At 58.0% G+C, this 20,186-nt stretch carries 14 protein-coding genes and 1 pseudogene; 12 read left to right on the top strand and 3 right to left on the bottom strand.

Features of this window, described 5'->3' with window-relative positions; translation table 11 throughout:
• Nucleotides 1–188: 188 nt before the first annotated feature.
• From VHB22_RS10665 to VHB22_RS10655, 3 genes and pseudogenes are all read left to right on the top strand, one after another.
• Nucleotides 189–686: pseudogene (locus tag VHB22_RS10665) on the top strand (cupin domain-containing protein); the annotation flags it as partial.
• A 60-nt stretch (nucleotides 687–746) separates the two neighbouring features.
• On the top strand, nucleotides 747–1,091 hold the full coding sequence (locus tag VHB22_RS10660; RefSeq protein ID WP_325457148.1) for a helix-turn-helix transcriptional regulator: 345 nt from the start codon (nucleotides 747–749) through the stop codon (nucleotides 1,089–1,091).
• A 193-nt stretch (nucleotides 1,092–1,284) separates the two neighbouring features.
• Nucleotides 1,285–2,421, top strand: coding sequence for an extensin family protein (locus VHB22_RS10655; RefSeq protein ID WP_325456950.1), 1,137 nt, complete (start codon nucleotides 1,285–1,287; stop codon nucleotides 2,419–2,421).
• A 12-nt stretch (nucleotides 2,422–2,433) separates the two neighbouring features.
• On the opposite strand, the gene VHB22_RS10650 is transcribed toward VHB22_RS10655, so the two are convergent.
• From VHB22_RS10650 to VHB22_RS10640, 3 genes are all read right to left on the bottom strand, one after another.
• Nucleotides 2,434–4,902 carry a tetratricopeptide repeat protein gene (locus VHB22_RS10650; RefSeq protein ID WP_325456949.1) on the bottom strand — a complete coding sequence of 823 codons (2,469 nt, stop codon included), beginning with the start codon at nucleotides 4,900–4,902 and terminating at the stop codon, nucleotides 2,434–2,436.
• Between the two features lie 104 nt (nucleotides 4,903–5,006).
• A complete protein-coding gene (locus VHB22_RS10645; RefSeq protein WP_325456948.1) occupies nucleotides 5,007–8,171 on the bottom strand; it encodes a multidrug efflux RND transporter permease subunit in 3,165 nt (1,054 codons plus the stop codon).
• A 17-nt stretch (nucleotides 8,172–8,188) separates the two neighbouring features.
• Nucleotides 8,189–9,415, bottom strand: a complete 1,227-nt coding sequence (locus VHB22_RS10640; RefSeq protein WP_325456947.1) for an efflux RND transporter periplasmic adaptor subunit — start codon at nucleotides 9,413–9,415, stop codon at nucleotides 8,189–8,191.
• Between the two features lie 207 nt (nucleotides 9,416–9,622).
• Between VHB22_RS10640 and VHB22_RS10635 the strand changes: the two genes are divergently transcribed.
• The 9 genes from VHB22_RS10635 (at nucleotide 9,623) to VHB22_RS10595 (ending at nucleotide 20,173) form a co-directional block, all read left to right on the top strand.
• Entirely contained in the window at nucleotides 9,623–10,282 is a 660-nt protein-coding gene (locus VHB22_RS10635) for a TetR/AcrR family transcriptional regulator (RefSeq protein WP_325456946.1), read from the top strand.
• A 181-nt stretch (nucleotides 10,283–10,463) separates the two neighbouring features.
• Nucleotides 10,464–11,282, top strand: coding sequence for a quinoprotein dehydrogenase-associated SoxYZ-like carrier (locus VHB22_RS10630; protein WP_325456945.1), 819 nt, complete (start codon nucleotides 10,464–10,466; stop codon nucleotides 11,280–11,282).
• A gap of 22 nt (nucleotides 11,283–11,304) precedes the next feature.
• Nucleotides 11,305–12,594 carry a sulfite dehydrogenase gene (gene soxC / locus VHB22_RS10625; RefSeq protein WP_325456944.1) on the top strand — a complete coding sequence of 430 codons (1,290 nt, stop codon included), beginning with the start codon at nucleotides 11,305–11,307 and terminating at the stop codon, nucleotides 12,592–12,594.
• A complete protein-coding gene (locus tag VHB22_RS10620) occupies nucleotides 12,581–13,123 on the top strand; it encodes a cytochrome c (protein ID WP_325456943.1) in 543 nt (180 codons plus the stop codon). Before soxC ends, VHB22_RS10620 begins: the two co-directional genes overlap by 14 nt.
• 198 nt (nucleotides 13,124–13,321) lie before the next feature.
• A complete protein-coding gene (locus VHB22_RS10615; protein WP_325456942.1) occupies nucleotides 13,322–14,536 on the top strand; it encodes a saccharopine dehydrogenase family protein in 1,215 nt (404 codons plus the stop codon).
• Nucleotides 14,536–14,985 carry a hypothetical protein gene (locus tag VHB22_RS10610; RefSeq protein WP_325456941.1) on the top strand — a complete coding sequence of 150 codons (450 nt, stop codon included), beginning with the start codon at nucleotides 14,536–14,538 and terminating at the stop codon, nucleotides 14,983–14,985. Before VHB22_RS10615 ends, VHB22_RS10610 begins: the two co-directional genes overlap by 1 nt.
• A 5-nt stretch (nucleotides 14,986–14,990) precedes the next feature.
• Nucleotides 14,991–16,169, top strand: coding sequence for a carboxynorspermidine decarboxylase (gene nspC / locus VHB22_RS10605; protein WP_325456940.1), 1,179 nt, complete (start codon nucleotides 14,991–14,993; stop codon nucleotides 16,167–16,169).
• A gap of 99 nt (nucleotides 16,170–16,268) precedes the next feature.
• Nucleotides 16,269–18,926 (top strand): aminopeptidase N, encoded by a 2,658-nt coding sequence (gene pepN, locus VHB22_RS10600; protein ID WP_325456939.1) that lies wholly within the window; start codon nucleotides 16,269–16,271, stop codon nucleotides 18,924–18,926.
• A 197-nt stretch (nucleotides 18,927–19,123) separates the two neighbouring features.
• Nucleotides 19,124–20,173: a HAMP domain-containing sensor histidine kinase gene (locus VHB22_RS10595; RefSeq protein ID WP_325456938.1), complete on the top strand. Its 1,050-nt coding sequence runs from the start codon at nucleotides 19,124–19,126 to the stop codon at nucleotides 20,171–20,173.
• Nucleotides 20,174–20,186 lie beyond the last annotated feature (13 nt).

The following is a 20,186-nucleotide window of genomic DNA, read 5'->3' as shown; positions in this document are numbered from 1 at the left end:
ACTTTGCATTTGACCGGCCCGGCATAAGACTTATCATCCGCGCGAATTCGGGTGGTGGGGATTCATGCCGGGTGCGTTTTCTCGTATCGCAAATACCAGGTGATGCCGTGACAGCCCGCACAGCCCCGGCATCGCTGATCACAACATCTTGCGTACGTCCGAAAGACCGGTTTGACTACTGGCACGAAATGGCGTGCCGGGCGATGGTTCCTTTCGAATGCCGCCCAATCGATCGGGCCAGCTTCCAGGGAGAGGTTCGTTCAATCCCCTTCGCGGGGGCAGCGCTCACAATTTCCAGTAACAATGGCGTGACGACATGGCGAACGCGGCGGCAAGCCGCGCGTTCGAAAGATACCGTTTTCGTTTGCGCCGATATGTCGGGAACGTTGCAGGTGTCTCAGAATGGACGCGATGCTGTTCTTAACTGCGGCGACCTCACCCTGGTAGACAATGCCGCGCCGAATATGTGCGTGAGTTCGCCTGGCTCCGAAAAACTTTTCCTCGAATTAAGTCGCCGCGACTGCGAAGCAAGGCTAGGGCGGATCGCACAGTGGACGAGCCGGCGGATCAATGGCTCAAGCGGCGCCGGTGCCATCCTTTTTAATTTCGTTCAGCTTCTCCCCACCCAAGCACGTTCGCTAAGTGAATCCGCGCAAAACCAGATTGCACACCAGCTGATTGACTTGCTGGCTCTCGCTTTCGCAGAGGGAGACGGAGATGCGTGCGCTTCCTCTTCAGCGCGGCTCATGTCGCTTATGCGGTTGAAATCAGCCGTTGATGCTCATCTATCGAACGCAAACGTAACGTGCGATCAGCTTGCGGCGGCGGCAGGTATTTCGGTCCGCTATGCGAACCAGCTGCTCGATCCTGAAAAGACCTCGTTGCAGAGGCTTTTGTTCAGCCGCCGCATTGCAAAATGTCAGGAAGCTTTGGCCGATCCCACTCAGACACATCGTCAGATTAGCGATATCGCCTATTCGTGGGGCTTCGGTGATGTCTCGCATTTTGGCCGGCTTTTTAAGGCCGTCACCGGCGTCACCCCTCGCGCGTACCGAAAGCAAGCATTGGAAACGGCGGAGGCACCGCGCTAGCGCAGCACTTGCACTGCAATTGAGGATTTCCTTCCGGATCCGGGAACTCTCAGGCCTAATTTTTCGTTTCGCTTAAGCTTTTATCTGCCTGAACGCGTCGTCGAATCCTCGGCCACCTATCGCCCTAATCGAAACGTAACCAGATTGTGCGACACTGGCGCGCGGATGCTCGCCAGATGTGTTGGAGCTTGTCTTGAGCGCCCGGCAAGAATTTTTGACTCGTGCAAAGGCTTTCGAGGCCCGGGCGATCGCGCGCGTCATTCAGTTCGCCGTTAAAACTTCCACAAACCTGTCGCGGACTGTTCTGCTCGGTTTGGCGGCGCTCATCTTCTTGCCGACCGTTCCCGAGCGTATCGACGTCGCCGTCCTGCCGTCCAGCGTGATGCCTGCCAATCCACTGCCAGCGGCAACAACCTCCCCCATCGAGGAAAAATCGACGCCGACGTCACCCGACGAAGCCAAGATAAATCCGGCCGCCCCGTCTCCACCAACGCCTTCGATCCAGATCTCGGAGTCCAAATCAGCTCCTGCGAAACCTCCCCCCGTACCGCTTCCTCCCGCTAAGCAGCTCGCGCCGCTTTGGACGGACGACCAGGTCGCGACCGCCAAAGCTGTATGCTCGAAATTGTTGGATAACATTCCCGTCATAACCGAGTCTCTCCCACCGGCACGTCAAGGCATCTGCGGCGCCCCCGCACCACGTGAGCTTCGAAGCATCGGCAAGGAAGATAAAGTTGCATTTCATCCGCCTGCGACACTCAGGTGCCCGATGATCGCGGCCCTCAACACGTGGGTGTCGGACAAGTTGCAGCCTTCGGCCAAGAAGCATTTTGGCGTGTCAATCGCGCGCATTGTGAGCGGCTCGTATTCATGCCGGAATCGCTATGGCTTGGCGCGCGCGCCGATCAGCGAACACGCCTTAATGAACGCCATCGATATCTCAGCGTTCGTGCTCGAAAACGGGAAAGTCATCAGAGTTTCTACGGGGTGGAAAATGCCCCATGAAAAGAAAGGCGATGACTCGGCGAAAGCTGACGCCGCACACGGCAAACGTGACAAAAACCACAAGATTGCTGCGTCGAAACTTGGCGCGCACGATCTCGCCCCGCGCGACGATGGCGACAAGGTGAAAGCCAACGACTCCAAGAACGAATCCAAGAAGGACGCAAAAGAGGATCCAAAGATCGCCGCTTCCGAGTTTCTACATGAGGCACACGATAGCGCATGCGCAATCTTCGGAACGATCCTCGGCCCGGATACGAACGCCGCGCATCACGATCATCTGCATCTCGATATGAAAGCGCGAAAATATCATTCAATATGCCAGTAGCGCCGCCGCACTTCAGACCGGCGATTGGTCTCTGACAGAAAAAGCCCGCGGTGCTTCACCGGACTTTGCAATCTCGATCATCGTTGCGAATGCGCTCTCAAGATTGCGCGTATAGCGCTTCGTATCGAAGAGTGGCGCCGTCTCGCGCAACCCGGCGAGCTTCGTGCGCAGATTTCTAAGCTTCGTCTTGTCATGGGCCAGCATTAGAGCCATTTGCGCATATTCATCGAGGTTGCGCGCAATGAGTTCCGGTAAGCCGATGCCCGTCAACAGGCTCGCCGCCACGCGCCCCGCGAACGTCTCGCCGATGGCAGTCAGCACCGGGAGCCCCGCCCATAGTGCGTCGCTCGCCGTCGTATGCGCATTGCACGGCAACGCATCGAGGAACAGGTCCGCCAACTTATGACGGGCCAAATGCTCGGAGATGGGCAAGCGGCGGGCGAAAACCAGCCGGTCGGGATCGACGCCGCGCATTTTCGCTTCGCGGCGCAGGTTTTCGCGGCAAATGTCGCTTGGCACGAGAAGCCACAGGACGGAACCCCGGACATTCTGCAACAGCGGCATCCAAACATCGAACATCGTCGCGTTCAGCTTGTAACTGTTATTGAACGAGCAGAAGACGAAGCCATCCTCTGGCAATCCAAAGTCCGCACGCGTTACCCGCTGTTCGGAAATCTTTCGCTTGCGATCGTTGGGCTGATAGCAATGCGGAAGATGTACGATCCGCTCCGAGTAGTCCGGCTGATGCTCCATCGGCGCGATGACGGCGTCGGCAATGATGTAGTCGACGCCCTCCATCCCCATCGTGCAGGGATAGCCAAGATAATTCACCTGGATCGGCGCGGGCTTGTAGGTCAGGATTTCTGGCCTGCCATCTCGTGTATAGCCTTTGAGATCGACAAGAATATCGATGCCGTCATCGTGAATGGCTCGCGCGGCCGCACGATCGGTCATCGTTCCGACCGGCACGTAGCGGTCGAACGAAGCGATGATACGGCTGCGCAAATCGGAATTGTCGTCCGGACTAAAGCAATACCCGAAAAGTTCGAAGCGGCTTCGGTCCATTTGCTCAAGCACTTCGACCAGCAACAGCGCCGTCGCATGATTGAAGAAGTCGGAGGATAGAAACCCGATACGAACGGGGCCATCCGACCCGAGGCCGTTCTTATGCGATTTGAACTGCAGCGATGCCGGTACAGCCAGCATTGCCGCGTGACGCCTCCCGGCCTCAAGCTGATCCTTTCGCGTCGCTGGCGTTGCGACAAGCTGGAAAGGGGCAATCCGAACCCGATTGCTACGAAATATGTCAAGACACGTTCGCTCTTCCGTATCGACGTTATTCCAGTCACATAGGATACGCCGAAGGTTTGCGAGTTCGAAGCGATTGACGATCGAGTCCGGCGCGTGTTCGACGGCCTTTACGAAAGCCAAAACCGCTTCCTCGAAACGCTCGCGCATCTTGAGGGTTACGGCCAAGTTATAATGGGCGATCGCGAGCGTTGGATCGAGCTTGATCGCTTGCTCGAATGTCTCGATCGCGCCGTCGTACATCGCCATGCCGCGCAACAGATTGCCGACGTTGACATAGGCTTCAGCACGGTCGGGTTCGATCGCCAGGCCCGCTTGATAACTGGCCAGCGCTTCCTGCCTCCGGCCCATACTCTCGAAAGCAAGGGCCATGTTGAACATGGCATCGCCACGCGAAGGATCGGTCAGCGCCGCCCGGCTGAAGACTTCGATCGCTTCTTCGAAGCGCCATTCGTTGCGCAGGTAGGTTCCAAGATCGTTCAGGCTCTTCGCGTGTTCGGCCGGAGTGGCAGCATGCGCCGCGAGAACAGCCTCCGCATCCTCAGGCGAGCTGGAAATAGCAAGAATGCGTTGTTCGAGCTTTCGGGCCTCGGCGAGCGACGGATCGATGGCGAGCGCTTTACGGCAGTACTCCAGCGCATCCGGAACATTGCCTGCCTGAACCATCAACTCGCCAAGTCGCACAAGAAGAAGTGGCTGCTCCGGCTTCAGACGCAGCGATGTGAGGTAGGCGTCAATCGCCTCCGTGCTTTTCTCAGCGGCCCGCAGAAGGTTTCCGAGTACCTCGAATGCGGCAGAGCTCTGCGGCTGCAGAGTGACGCACCGCCGGCAGGCTTCGATAGCCTCAGCCGAGCGTTTGAGCTCACCGAGGATGATAGCGAGATTGAGCCACGCCTGATGATAGTCGGGATCGTTCGCGAGGCTTTGCCGGATATAATTGACAGCCTGACTGCCATCATTGGACTTGAAAGCGATCAGCCCGAGGTGATGCAAGGTGGGCGGATGGCGGGGTGCCTTTGCCAATACGCGCAGATGTGCAGCTTCCGATTTGCGCCATTCGCCTGCCTGCAGATACGTGACCGCCGCGCGAAAGTCGCTGGCTATTGCGGGATCAGCCTGCTGCGGTCCTGTGCGCGCGGTCGCGAGCGCACGCCGTCGCTCTTTGCGGTTCATCAGCCACTCGAATGGGTGCCTCGATCGGCACAATCGAGCCCTGTCATGACTCCTGCAACCTGCGCGAAGCTTACGAGGCGGCAATAGAGCTGCCTCGCGCGATCTTATTCCGCCGGATGAAGTTCGGGTTCTTCGGAGCGGCGGCGGCCGAGGCCCGCAAGCCATCGGCAGATCACGTAGAAGACCGGCGTGAAGATGAGGCCAAAGACCGTGACGCCGATCATGCCCGAGAATACCGCTGTACCGAGCGCCTGGCGAAGCTCAGCGCCCGCGCCGACCGCCCACACAAGCGGTACGACGCCAAGAATAAACGCCAGCGACGTCATCAGAATAGGCCGCATTCGGAGGCGCGCCGCCTCCGTCGCGGCAGCAAAGCGGTCCCGTCCTTGCGCTTCGAGTTGCTCCGCAAATTCGACAATCAGAATCGCGTTCTTCGCCGCGAGACCGATAAGCACGATAAAGCCCACCTGGGTCAGGATATTGTTGTCCATTCCCCTGAGGATAACGCCGCTGATCGAGGCGATGAGACTCATCGGCACGATGAGGATGACCGCAAGAGGCAGCGTCAGGCTCTCGAACTGGGCCGCCAGCACGAGGAAAACGAAAGCCACGCCGAGCGCGAAAGCAAATACGGCAGTATCACCAGCCTTAATCTGCTGATAAGCGAGATCGGTCCAATCGTAGCTGAACCCCTGCGGCAACGTCTCGGCCGCGAGTTTCTCCATCGTATCGATCGCCTGACCTTGCGAATATCCGGGCGCTGCGGAGCCATCTAGCTCGGCTGCAGGGTATAGATTGTAACGCGGAACACGCGAAGGTCCCGAGATATCGCGAACAGTCGTGAACGAGCCGAGCGGCACAGCATCGCCGTTGGCGTTGCGGACACGGATATTGAGCGCATCCTTGCTCGTAAGCCGGAAAGCGCCATCCGCCTGCGCGGTTACGCGGAAAGTACGACCAAGGATATTGAAATCGTTGACGTAGATTGATCCGAGATAGGCTTGCAACGCGGAAAACACGTCGGGAATGTTGATCCCCAGCATCTGCGCCTTGACGCGATCGATGTCGAGATAGAGCTGTGGCGTCGACGTCTCGAAAAGCGAGAAGACCTGTCTGACAACCGGCGACTGTGCCGCCTTGGCCATCATGGCATTGACGGCGGTCTGCAGTGCTGCCGAGCCCGCACCCGAGCGGTCCTCCACCATCATGCGGAACCCGCCCGCATTGCCCAGTCCTCGAACCGGCGGCGGCGCAACGACCAAGACCAAGCCGTCCTGTATGACGGAAAACTTTTTAAGCAACGCGGCCTGGATCGCCTTCGCCGACTGTTGCGGATCGCTGCCACGTTCCTCGAACGGTTTTAAGACGACGAAGACGGCGCCCGCGTTGGATGCGTTGACACGCGTCGCACCCGAAAAACCCACAAGGCTCACGGCATGCGCAACGCCAGGCACCGTGAGCGCCAGATCGACGATCCTGCGGTTAACGGCGTCGGTGCGCTCGAGAGATGCCGCAGGCGGAAGCTGGACGACCGTGATCAGATAGCCGCCATCCTGGTCCGGAATGAAGCCCACGGGCGTCTTGCGGAACTCATTCAGGCCAAATCCAATGAGTCCGGCATAGATGACGAGCATGATCACCGCAAAGCGTACGATCTTTCCAATGAACCAGCCGTACCCGTGCGATAGCTTCTCAAAGCTCCAATTGAAGAGCCCGAAGAAAGCGTGGACGGGACGCATCAGAATGCTGGTGTCATGGGACTCCGTATGCGGCTTCAGCAGCAGTGCGCACAAGGCTGGAGACAGTGTCAACGAAACGATCAGCGAAATGACCGTCGCGCCTGCAATCGTCAACGCGAACTGTCGATAGAACTGCCCAGAGATGCCCGTGATGAATGCGGACGGAACGAACACCGCCGTCAGCACGAGCGCGATCGCGATCAGCGCGGTGCCGACCTCCTCCATCGTTCGATACGAGGCTTCGCGAGGACTGAGGCCGTTGGCGATATTTCGTTCGACGTTCTCGACGACGACGATGGCGTCGTCGACGACGATACCGATCGCGAGCACCAAGCCGAACAGAGACAGATTGTTCAGCGAAAAGCCGAACATCGCCATAATAAAGAAGGTGCCGATGAGCGACACCGGAATGGCAACGATTGGAATAATCGCGGCGCGCCATGTCTGCAGAAAGAGAATGACGACAAGCACGACCAAAACGATTGCTTCGAAAATCGTTCGGACAACGGCATTGACCGACTGCTGAATGTAATCGGTTGGATCGTAGATGATGTCGTATTTGACGCCCGGCGGAAAGTTCTTCGAAATTTCCGCCATCGTATCTTTGATCTTCTTGGCCGTGTCGATGGCATTGGAACCAGGCAACTGGAAAATGCCGAGGCCAACCGCGGCGGTCTTATCCAAATAGGAGTTTACGCCGTAGTCGAGACCGGCAAGCTCGACTCGCGCAACGTCCTTCAACCTCACGACGGCATCGCCGCTGCGCTTGACGACGATATTGCCGAACTCCTTTGGATCGACCAATCGGCCGAGCGTCTGAACGGTGATCTGGAATGCGCCAGGATTTTTTACAGGCGGCTGGTTCAAGACGCCCGCAGCAACCTGGACATTCTGCCCCTGAAGCGCCGTGACGACATCGTCCGCCGTCATCGCCAGAGACTGCAGGCGATCGGGATCGAGCCAGACGCGCATCGAATAATCACGTCCGCCGAATACCGTTACGGAACCGACGCCCTGGATACGGCTCAACGTATCCACGACGTTGACGCTGGCGTAATTGGAGATAAAGAGCGAGTCGCGCGAGTTGTCGGGCGACAACAGATGCACGACCATCATCAGATCGGGCGAAGCTTTCGCGACGGTCACGCCGATATTGCGGACATCGACGGGCAACCGCGGTTGCGCGATGGCTACGCGGTTCTGGACCTGCACCTGCGCAATATCGAGGTTCGTGCCGATGTCGAACGTCACCGAAATCGAGAAGCGGCCGTCATTCGTCGAGTTCGACGAAATGTAAAGCATGTGCTCGACGCCGTTGATCTGCTGCTCCAGCGGCGTTGCGACGGTCGCGGCCACAACTTCAGCGCTTGCACCGGGATATTGCCCCGTGACGTTGACGACTGGCGGAGCGATTTCCGGATACTGCGCAATCGGCAGACGTGTCACGGAAACCGCGCCCAGGATCACGAGCACGATCGAGATGACGGCCGCAAAAATGGGCCGGTCGATGAAAAAGTGCGAGATGCGCATCCGCTAATTCGTTCCGCTCAATTGGTCCGGACCGTTCGGTCCTTGTTCGCCGATGTGGCTTCGGCAGTCGCCTGCTGCGGCGTCACTTTCGATCCCGGGCGCACCCGCATGAGGCCGTTGACAATGACCTCGTCGTCGGGCGAGAGGCCTGCCGTTATGACGCGCATCCCATCCACAACGGGCCCGAGCGTCACATATTTTGGCTTCGCGACGTTATCGTCTCCAACAGCATAGACGAACTTTCGCACCTGCTCCGTGCCGATTGCCGAATCGGGGACGAGCAGAGCCTCCGCCGGCGGCGCCGCCGAAATACGGATGCGTCCAAACATGCCGGGTGTCAGCTTGCCGTCAGGATTGGGAAACTCAGCCCGCCCGCGGATCGTGCCCGACGAGCGATCGATAACGTTGTCGACGAAATCGATCTTTCCCTGATGAACGAAGTCCTTCTCGTCGAGAAGTTTCAGCGAAACGGGCAATCTCATGCCCCGGTCGACGCTGTCGGCCTGTCCGGCCGCGGCGGCCCGCAAATAGCGGAGGTAGGACCCCTCATCCATCGTGAACTCGAAACGAATCGGATCGACCGAAACGATCGTCGCAAGCAACGTCGTCGTGCCCGTCGCGCCCCCGGTGACGAGGTTGCCGACCGACACACGCCGATCGCCAATCCGGCCCGAGATCGGCGCCGTAAGCTCGGTGAATTCCAGATCCAGCTCGGCTTGCCGGGTTGCGGCCTCCTGGGCCGCTACGGTCGCTTCAGCGACTCGCTTGGTCTGCAAGCGCTGGTCGAGTGTCTGCTGCGTGATCGATGTACCGCGGACAAGATTCTGGCCGCGCTGCAAATCGGCTTCTGCGAAAGCCAAATTCGCCTGGGCCTGTTTGACGGCAGCCTTTGACTGATCGAGCGCCGCTTCGAACGGCCGACGATCGATAGTGAAAAGAGGATCACCTGCCTTCACGAGCTGGCCGTCGGTGAAATGGATTTTTTCGAGGTATCCGGATACGCGCGCGCGAACCTCCACGAAATCGACCGCAACGAAGCGGCCAACGTATTCGTCGAAGTCAGACACGAGTTTCTTGACGGGCTTTGCAACCGTCACGGATGGCGGCGGCGGGGCTGCTGCCGTCTGCGCATTGGACTTCTCGTCGCTACATGCCGAGAGGCTGGCGGTCAGCAGAAGCAATGCGGCGGCGATCGGGGCGGATCGGAAGAACAGGGGTCTTACTCCGTCTATGGACTGTGCCATGGGATAACTCATTGCGGGAGGGCGGGCCAATTGAAACAAATCGGTCCCGCGACGTGGCGCCTCGCTATGCCTGAGCGCATCAATATCTGCATAGCGGTCGAGACGAGGTACCTTGAAAGAACGAATGACAACGCAGATCGAATTGTGGTACCCGTTACCGATCGGTAACGCTTAGTTACTGACCGGTAACATTCTCGTCAAGGGGCCATGAACACATCGCAGTTCAACGCAGTGCGCAGAGCAGGCTCCGACCTAGCTACGCGGCCGCCGCGTGAGCGCATTTTGATCGCGGCGCGCGACCTATTCTACCGTTTCGGGCTTCACCCTGTGGGTGTCGACGCAATCGCCGAAGCGGCGCTGACTAATAAAATGACGCTTTATAGGCATTTCAAATCGAAAGACGACCTCATCGTCGCCTATATCCAGCAGCTTGCCGATGAAGGCGAGGAGGTCTGGGACCGCATTTTTTCCGAAAATCCCGACGATCCGCAAAAGCGCCTGGATGCGTGGGTCGATTTTGTGGAAGACGTCCTGACGAACAAATTCGAACGCGGATGCGCGATTGCAAACGCCGCCGTTGAGCTTGATTCCGAACACCCGGCACGAGCCGCGATCGAGGCCTATAAACGGCGTAAACGGAAGCGGCTTGTAAAGCTTTTCAAGGACGCGCGTTACCACGATCCTGAACTGCTGGCCGACGAGGTTTTTCTGCTGTTCGAAGGCGCACGGATCAATATTCAGTGCGGAAAAAAGGGGCCTGCCTCACGGGTCGTTCAAATGCTTCGAAATCTCCTGGCCACGGGGCAGCAGCGTCACCGCCTTGAAAACACCACGAAATCCGAGCGCCGGACTGATCGAACATCGTAACGTATTGTTTTCAAAATATTAATTTAAAGTCCATCGCCTCAACGGAGCACCGAAAGCCCCGCCGGCCCCGTGAAACGGATGACCTGGCTACCATATTGGTATAAGGTTTCGGGAAAATTCGGCAAAGCCTGATCCGGCGGCAACTGGGCGGTGGCGTCGAGATTTCATGAAGAGGTTCTCCATGCGCAGCGCAATTTTTCAATCCGCAGCCATCGCTATGCTGAGTGCCCTGTTCGCGTTGGGATGGAATTCAAGCGTTCGAGCCGATGACGATACGGCCGCCTGGGACGGAATAAAAACGGCCACCTTCGGCGATCGCAATATTCTTAATGGAGTCGGCAAAATCGCGCTTGAAGCGCCTTATCGTGCCGAAGACGCCTCCACGGTTCCGATCAGCGTCAGGATGCCAGCAGATTTCGCCAAAGGCGTCAAATCTTTGACGCTTGTCGTCGATAAAAATCCCTCGCCGGTCGTCGCAACGTTTACCTACGGAGACGCCGCTGGGACGAGCGACCGCGTCCTGGCTACCCGCGTCCGCATCGACCAATATTCGAACGTGCGAGCCATCGCCGAAACGACGGACGGCAAGCTTTACATGACGTCTCGCTTCGTCAAGGCATCCGGTGGCTGCTCGGCGCCCGCAAGCAAGGATCCCGAAGAAGCCGCCAAGTCGATGGGCAAGATGCGGATCAAGACCGCGTTCAAGGATCCCAAAAACCCGTCGCTGCAAGAAGCGGAACTAATGATCAAGCATCCTAACAATTCGGGCATGCAGATGGATCAGTTGACGGGCCTCTACACGCCCGCGCATTTCGTCGACAAAATCGTCGTGCACAGCGGCAAGAAGTTGGTTTTTTCGATGGTCGGCGGCATTTCGATCAGCGAGAACCCGCATTTCCGTTTCACTTACGAGGGTGCGCCCGGCGATCCGATCGTCGTTCGTGCGGAGGACAACAAAAATAATGTCTTCAACGGCCGCGCAACGCTGAGCTCATCCTGACGCTCTGAAACGGCGCCGCACGATGGCGCGCAAGCTTTCACACGATGATATGATGCCCGTTGCTGGCGGCGGCCTTTTGGACCGCCGCCTTTTGTTAAGGGGTGGCCTCGTGCTCGCGGCTGCTCGCGCCTCAACGCCCGCAAGTGCCGATGCACATCCGGGCGTCACCATCGACCCTGCCGATCCACCCTGGCTACACAAGACTGGCCTACCGTTCACCGGATACGGCACGCCGTCGAAATATGAAAAATACGTCGTGCGCAACATCGGCGGCAATCGTTCTCCCGCCGGCGATGGCGTCTCGTGGACGCCGCTTGAAGACCTTGCCGGTATCGTCACTCCGAGCGGGCTGCATTTCGAACGGCATCACGACGGTGTCCCCGACATCGATCCGAAACTGCACCGCCTCGTAATACACGGCCGCGTTCGTCGCGCCTTGGAATTCACCGTCGAAAGTTTGCTGCGCTATCCGATGCGCTCGCAATTTCTTTTCATCGAATGCGGCGGCAACAGCAATGCGGGCTGGCATTCGGAACCGATCCAGCGTCCTGTCGGCTCTTTTCACGGTCTGGTCTCGTGCTCGGAATGGACCGGCGTGCCGCTTTCAATCGTTCTCGATGAGGCTGGCGTTGAGCCGCATTCCTCCTGGATCATCGCCGAAGGGGCGGACGCAGGACTACTGAACGTCAGCTTACCACTTTCCAAGCTGATGGATGATGCCATCATCGGCCTTTACCAGAACGGCGAACGGCTACGGCCAGAGAACGGCTATCCGATGCGACTGGTCGTTCCTGGCTGGGAAGGCATCACCAATGTCAAATGGCTGCGTCGTTTGCAGGTGACCGGCGAACCGTCGATGACGCGCAACGAAACAGCGAAATACACCGAGCTTCTTCCCTCCGGCAAAGCGCGGATGTTCACCTTCGTGATGGATGCGAAGTCGCTCATCACATCCCCCTCCTCCGGCCAAACCCTGCAAGGTCCAAACATCTACGAGATTCGCGGCCTTGCCTGGAGCGGGCGGGGAAAGATCGCGAAGGTCGATATTTCTGCCGACGGTGGCAAGTCGTGGGCAGAAGCGCATCTGGACGAACCGGTCATGTCCCGTTGCTTCACGCGCTTTCGCATGCCTTGGACGTGGAACGGAACGCCTGCCGTTCTCAAAAGCCGAGCGACCGACGAAACGGGTTACGTGCAGCCCGAGCGCGACGTGCTGATCAAAGAGCGCGGCCGCAACGGATATTTTCACTACAACGCCATTGTGAGCTGGGCGATCGACGAAGACGGCGAGGTTAGCCATGTCTATGCCTAAGGCGGCTCAGATGATCGGCGTTGTCACCGTCGCGATGCTCGCCACGCGCGCTAATGCGCACGATGATCCGCGTTCGCCGCATCTCGGAACGCCGATGTCAAAATCCGAGGTTGCAAAATGGAATCGGACGATCTTTCCCGATGGGCGCGGATTGCCGCCAGGCCACGGGACGGCGCGTGAGGGCCGCGCCCTTTACGTCGAGAAATGTGCAAGCTGTCACGGCGACCGCGGTCAGGGTGCGACAGCGGAAGACTTAGTTAGCGGCCCGGAACCGCCGACAGCCGCCAAACCCAGCAAGGCGATCGGCTCCTATTGGCCATATGCGACGACCATTTTCGATTTCATCCGGCGAAGCATGCCGCCCGCGAACCCAGATACGTTGTCGTCGGATCAAACCTACGCGCTGACGGCGTATCTCCTCGCCGCCAACGGAATCATCGGCAAAAGCGACGAGATGAACGCCAGATCTTTACCTAAGATAAAGATGCCTAATCGAAACGGCTTCATAGCGATCGACGCGAAGAAGTGAATGCGGTTAGAAGCGTTTGCACTGTCATAATTGATTGCGGAAAAGCGCGCCGCCGCTCGCTGTGGCCTTGCAGCGAGCTAAGGCCTTTGAATTAGTATTGAAATACAGGCCCGCCTGCCCTATTTCCCGGCGCCAGCGCAATTGTGGCGCTTGCTCAATCACCGGCGTAGCCGGTTGTTCAAAATCTGGGAGCGGCCTTTGGACAACGTACTCATCATCGGAGCTGGCGCGGCGGGTTCGGTCACCGCGAAAAAGTGCGCGATGAACCGTGACGTCTTTAAGAAGATCCACCTTGCTTCGCGCCGCCTGGAGAGCTGCAAAAAGGTGCAGGCCGAGTGCAAGACGCCAATCGACGTTTCACAGGTCGATGCCGACAACGTTGCGGAAACGGTTGCCCTTTTGAACAAGGTCAAGCCCGATCTCGTCATCAACATGGCTCTACCCTATCAGGATCTGCCGATCATGGACGCCTGTCTTGAGGCGGGCGTCCATTACATGGACACGGCAAATTACGAGCCGCGAGACGAAGCGAAGTTCACGTACAAATATCAGTGGCCCTACCATGACAAGTTCAAGGCCAAGGGATTGATGGCAGTGCTCGGGTGCGGCTTCGATCCCGGCGTCACTAACATCTTTTGCGCTTACGCGCAGGAGAAGCTGCTCGACGAGATCCATACCATCGACATCGTCGACTGCAACGCCGGCAGCCACGGCAAGGCATTCGCCACAAACTTCAATCCGGAGATCAATCTCCGTGAAGTGACGCAACGCGGCAAGTATTGGAAGGAGGGCGAATGGATCGAGATCGACCCGCTGTCCATTTCAACGATGGTCGATTATCCCGAAGTCGGTCCGGTCAAATCCTATCTCATTTATCACGAGGAAGAAGAAAGCCTCGTCGAGAACATCAAAGGCCTGAAGCAGATCCGTTTCTGGATGACGTTCTCCGACAACTACATCAAGCATCTCGAAGTGCTTCAGAACGTGGGCATGACGCGCATAGATCCCGTCATGTACAAAGGAACGCCTGTCGTTCCGATGGAATTTCTGAAATCGGTGCTGCCCGAGCCCTCCTCGCTCGCCGAGAACTATACCGGCAAGACGTCGATCGGCGTGGTGATCAAAGGCGAGAAGAAGGGCAAGAAAAAGCGCTATATGATCTGGAACGTCTGCGATCATGCCGAGACGAACAAGGAACTCGGCGCACAGGCCGTATCGTATACCACCGGCGTGCCCCCCGTCGTCGGCGCAATGATGATGTTCCGTGGCATATGGGAAGGCAAAGGCGTTTTCAACGTCGAGCAATTACCGCCCGAACCATTCCTCGAAGAGCTTGGCAAGCAAGGCCTGCCGTGGCACGCCAAGGAAATTGAAAAGCACGACCAGAAAAAACTATTCGCGGTCGAGACCTGATGAGCGAAGCCGAAATTCTAGCGATACGCAACGATCTGACCGGTCTGGTGATTTCCGTCGTGTCGGTCAGCTTCGGGATGATTTCGGCATATATCGCGGGACTCTGGCTATTTCTTCGCGAGGCTCCGGTTTCGCTTCGGCTCCTCGCCTTCTTTCTGCTCTCGTGCGGATTGGCATTCATGGGCGCATTGACGCTGGGGTTGAATGGCCTGCTCACCGGCACAGATCGCGCCTGGTCGAAGCTCACGACGCGCGCAACCGAAATTGCCGGCTTTGGCGATGTCCGCCCGCCATGGCTTTATGGCCTCAGCGGCTACGAAGCCTCCACCGTCCTCGGAGCGATTGCGTTCGGCGCGATCTACCTCTCACTTGCCTATCTGACGTTCGCGTACAAATGGCCGGGCACCACAGCGGCGCCCGTAAGGATCACGAACGAAAGCATGAAATAAAGGTGATGGCGGGATTGACAGACACCTCGGCGCTTCAGTTGCAATCGTTCGGTTGGGCGCGCGATATCGCGACGCCCGCTTATGTGCTCGATGTCGCGGCGTTAAAACGTAATCTCTCGCGCGCAGCCGAAATCAAACGCGAAACGGGCTGCAAAATTTTACTCGCGACGAAAGCGTTCGCGCTGCCCGCCGCGTTTCCGATCATGCGCGAGATGCTCGACGGAACGACCGCCAGCGGCGAATATGAAGCCCGCCTCGGCCATGACGAATTCGGCAAAGAGGTGCATGTCTATTCGCCTGCCTATGCGCCGGGCGAGGTCGAACGTCTGACCAGGCTCGCGCAGCACATTTACTTCAACGCGCCCGAGCAGATCGAAAAGAACCTCCCGACGCTCAAGGCTCATCCGAGCGTAAAGATCGGCATCCGAATCAATCCCGGATATTCGAACGCTACGCTCGGCGGTGCACTCTATGATCCGTGCGCGCCCTATTCGCGTTTCGGCGCGACGCCCGAAATGCTCCATCGGGTTCCGTGGAAGCATATCGATATTCTCCACACGCACGCGCTTTGTGAATCGGACGACGCCGGTTCGGCGGGACTCATCGAGCACGTCGCGCGCCATTTCGGCGACTATGTCCGGCGCGTCAAAGCGGTGAACTTCGGCGGCGGGCATTTCATCAACAAGCCCGGCTACGACATTCAGAACCTGATCGCGGCGATCAAAACATTTCGGCAAACCTTCGAGGTCGATGTGATTCTTGAACCGGGCGCGGGTCTCGTTGTCGATGCCGGCTATCTGGTCGCGAGCGTTCTCGACCTGCATCACAATGAAAAAGATATCGCAATTCTCGACGCATCCGCCTCGACACACATGCCCGACGTGCTGGAGGTGCCCTATACGCCTTCAATCGTCGGCGCCGGGACGCCGGGCGAAAAGCCGCACACATACATCCTGGGCGGCAAGACGTGCATGACGGGTGATATTATCGGCGAATATTCGTTCGATCAGCCGTTGAAGCCCGGCGATCGCGTCATTTTCACCGACATGATGCAATATTCATTCGTGAAAAATAACACGTTCAATGGCGTCCCTTTGCCTGATCTCGGGATATTGAACGAAGATCATGCGTATAAGGTGATCCGGTCCTTCGGCTACGAGGATTTTCGCCATCGGCTCGGCTGAATGGCCAGATAGTGTTTGATCGGTCGAGTGCTTAGGCTTGTGGGTCAGCTGGCGAGACTGGCGCACAAAAAAAGCAAACAACCGGCGTGGGGCGCCCCAATGAAATCAGAACATTCCAAGCCCGTTCTTCTCTCTAATTATCGGCCGTCCGATTTTCTCATTGATAATGTCGAGCTGGATATTGCGCTCGATCCCTCGCGGACGCGCGTTACAACCAGGCTATCCGTCCGGCGCAATCCATTGTCCACCACGACGGGCAAGGCCCCGCTTAAGCTCGACGGTGAGCTACTGGAACTTGAGAGCATTTCGTTGGACGGCAAAAAGCTTAGGCGCCCGAGCTATTCGGTCAACGAAACAAGCCTTACCATCGCCTCGCCGCCGAAAGATCCGTTCACTCTGGAGATGACGACGATCGTCAACCCAGAAGCCAATACGGCGTTGCAAGGGATCTACCTGTCACGAGGCGTCTACTGCTCGCAGTGTGAAGCTCAGGGCTTCCGCCGCATCACCTATTTCCTCGATCGTCCCGACGTGCTCGCACGCTACACGGTCCGCTTGGAAGCTGACATTGCGACAGCACCCATACTTCTCGCCAACGGTAATCCCGTCGAGCGCGGCACCCTCGCAAATCGCAAACGGCATTATGCGGTGTGGCATGACCCTCATCCAAAGCCGTCCTATCTTTTTGCTCTTGTCGGCGGCGATCTCGCATCGGTCGCCGCCACCTTCACGACGCAGTCTGGTCGCGAGGTCGACCTGCGCATCTATGTCGAGCATGGCAAAGAGAAACGCGCCTACTGGGCAATGGATGCCCTCAAACGTGCGATGCGATGGGACGAGGTCCGCTTCGGGCGAGAGTACGATCTCGATGTCTTCAATATCGTCGCCGTGTCCGATTTCAACATGGGCGCGATGGAGAACAAGGGGCTCAACATCTTCAACGACCGCCTCATTCTCGCATCGCCGGACACCGCGACGGATGCCAACTACGAATCGATCGAAAGCGTCGTCGCTCACGAATACTTTCACAATTGGACGGGCAATCGCATCACCTGCCGCGACTGGTTTCAGCTGTGCCTCAAGGAAGGCCTGACCGTTTACCGCGACCAGGAATTCTCGGCAGAAACACGCAGCAGCACGGTTCAGCGCATTTCCGATGTCCGCCAGCTGAAGGCGCTTCAGTTTCCAGAAGATCAAGGCCCGCTCTCACATCCCGTACGTCCCGATCGGTATATCGAGATCAACAATTTTTATACGCCGACCGTCTACGAGAAGGGTGCGGAAGTCGTTCGGATGATCGAGACCATCCTCGGCCGCGAGAAATTTCGCGACGGCATGGATCTCTATTTCGAGCGGCACGACGGCCAGGCGGTCACGATCGAAGATTTCGTCGCCTGCTTCGCGGATGCGAGTGGCCTGGATTTAACGCAGTTCATGCGCTGGTACACGCAAGCCGGAACGCCGGAACTGGTCTGCGACCTGACGTTCGACCGGCGCAAGAAATCGGCGGAGCTGACGGTACACCAGACTTTGAAGGCATCGCCCGGAAAACCCAAGAAGCAACCGCAGTTCATTCCGCTTGCCATGGCCCTTCTCGGCGAGAACGGAAAGGAAATGAATGTCGAGATCGAAAGCGGAAAGGAGATTCGCCCAGGCGTTCTCATTGTCGACGAGCGCACGACGCGATTCAAATTCGCGAATGTAACCTCACGTCCCGTGCCGTCGCTGTTGCGTGGGTTTTCCGCGCCCGTCAACGTAACGATCGCGCTTTCCGACGACGACCTCGCATTCTTGATGCATCACGACAGCGATTTGTTCAACCGCTGGCAGGCTAGCAACAAATACGCGTCACGGAGCATTCTCGCTCTACTCGATGTCAAGCGACCTAAAGCCGTACTGGCATCCAAAGCGGCGAAATTCGCGGAAGCCATCCGGCATGCGTTGCGCGATCCCGGCCTGGACGACGCCTACAAGGCAGAGCTGTTGCGCCTCCCGGCGGTTGCGGACGTCGCGCGCGAGAAAGCCGTAAAGGTGGACCACGCAGCGATTTTTGAAGCGCATCGAGCCTTCAGCCGCGCCGTTGCCGAGAAGTTGGCGGAAGAACTTGATGACGTTTATGCAAAGACTTCGACTAATGCACCTTTCTCTCCAGACGCGAAGAACGCGGGCCGGCGCACACTACGAAACGCGGCGTTAACGTTGCTGACAACGCGATCTACGGCCGAAGATTACGTGCGGCTCGAAACCCACTACAGAGGCGCATCGAACATGACGGACGCGGCGCATGCTCTTGTTCTGATCTCGGGGGTCGATGCGCCCGGCCGCGAAAGCGTCCTCTCCGATTTCTTCGAACGCTGGCAGCACGATCATCTGGTCATCGACACATGGTTCGCCGCGCAGGCACAATCGCCGCGCGATGCAACGCTCGACGAAGTCGAGATGCTATGTCGGCATCCGCTCTTCAAGATGACGACGCCGAACAAGGTCAGAGCTTTGATCGGAACGTTCGCTATGGCCAATCCGTTGCAGTTCAACCGGGTGGACGGCGCTGGATATGAATTCCTAGCCGATAAGGTTCTCGAACTCGATGCGCTCAATCCGCAAGTTGCAGCGCGGATGCTCGGAGCATTTCGCAGCTACCGCTCGCTTGAGCCCAAACGCAAGGCGCGCGCAAAATCGGCATTGAAGCGAGTTGCGTCAGCATCGCGCCTGTCTCGCGACTGCCAGGAAATGGTTTCGCGCATGCTCGACGATTAGTCGGCAGACGGCCACCACCTCTGAATCCGGCTCTGTCGTTCTACTCAAGGCGATTCTTTAAAAAATTGATTCGCCTTCCATTTTTTCTCCCTCGACAGGTGAGTCGCAAATCGGTGATTGTCGAATCAATGGCTCGCGGTATCGATTCGGTCCCGGCCAGGATTGGGGCACATAAAAAATTCGGCAGGAATTGAAAGATGGCTCGGACTTGGTCCGTTCCTCAAAGGGGAAATTTTGCCGGTTCGGCGGACTTCGAATGGCATCCAGCGGCGCTGCGCAAACGGCGCGCCGAGGCGGCGGGAGTGCGCAACGCGCAACGCGGCCCCCTGCTTTTGATCTCGGCTCTTCTGACGATCATTGGCGTCGCCGTTCTCAACATTGATTCGCAATCTCTCGCGACGCTGCTCCTCGTAGCTGGCGCGGGGCTGGCCGCAGCAGTCATCGTATTTTCCGGAGAGCCTGACGTTGAAAGCGTTGCGACGTCTTTCAAAGGTGCGCTGTCGCAACGTAACCGATCAGCATGTTTTGAAACGTCATCCAAGTTTTCCGAGCTTCTGACGCCACCGAGTCTCGACCCTGTGATCGATCGCGCCGTATGGGCTAAGCTGACCGCTCACATGAGCCATGAGCTTCGGACCCCCCTCAATGCTGTCCTCGGATTTTCCGAACTGATGTCGAACGAGGTTTTTGGTCCGCTGGGATCGAGCTGTTACGGCGACTATGCACGCGATATCCATGCGAGCGGCCGCATGCTGCTCAAGTCTGCGGAGGACGCGCTCGCAATCACGGCACTTCTGACTTCTCCGGAGCGAAAGGGGCCGCCGAGGTCCTGCGGTCTCAGGGCAGTACTGGATGACGCGCAGGCGTTCGCGCAGCCAGATCTCGACGCCCGTCTGATCGGCGTCGAAGCTGACATCGGCAGCGACACGGAAATTCTCTGCGATCCTCAGGCCGCGCGCCAGATGTTGATCAATCTCATGGCGGAAGTGCTACGCTCCGCGGGCGATAGCGCCAAGGTACAGATAAATGCACACAGCGAGGATGATGCCATCGTATTTTCAGTAGAGGCCGACAATGTGGGTCTGAACACGAACGACGACGATGGCTTCCCGTTGATCCTGGCGCGGACGCTAGGCGAGCTTTCTGGCGCGCGCGTTACCGCGCTGGACACACCAAGGGGAGGCCGGCGTTGGACGGTGCGTTTCCTCGCACCCATCCAGAGTGATCTCTTTGCAAAACACGCTTAATGCGACCCTCGAA

Source organism: Hyphomicrobium sp., from assembly GCF_035548195.1.
Classification (GTDB): domain Bacteria; phylum Pseudomonadota; class Alphaproteobacteria; order Rhizobiales; family Hyphomicrobiaceae; genus Hyphomicrobium_B.
The sequence above is the reverse complement of the archived record's forward strand: the minus strand, read 5'-3'. Positions and strand labels throughout refer to the sequence as shown.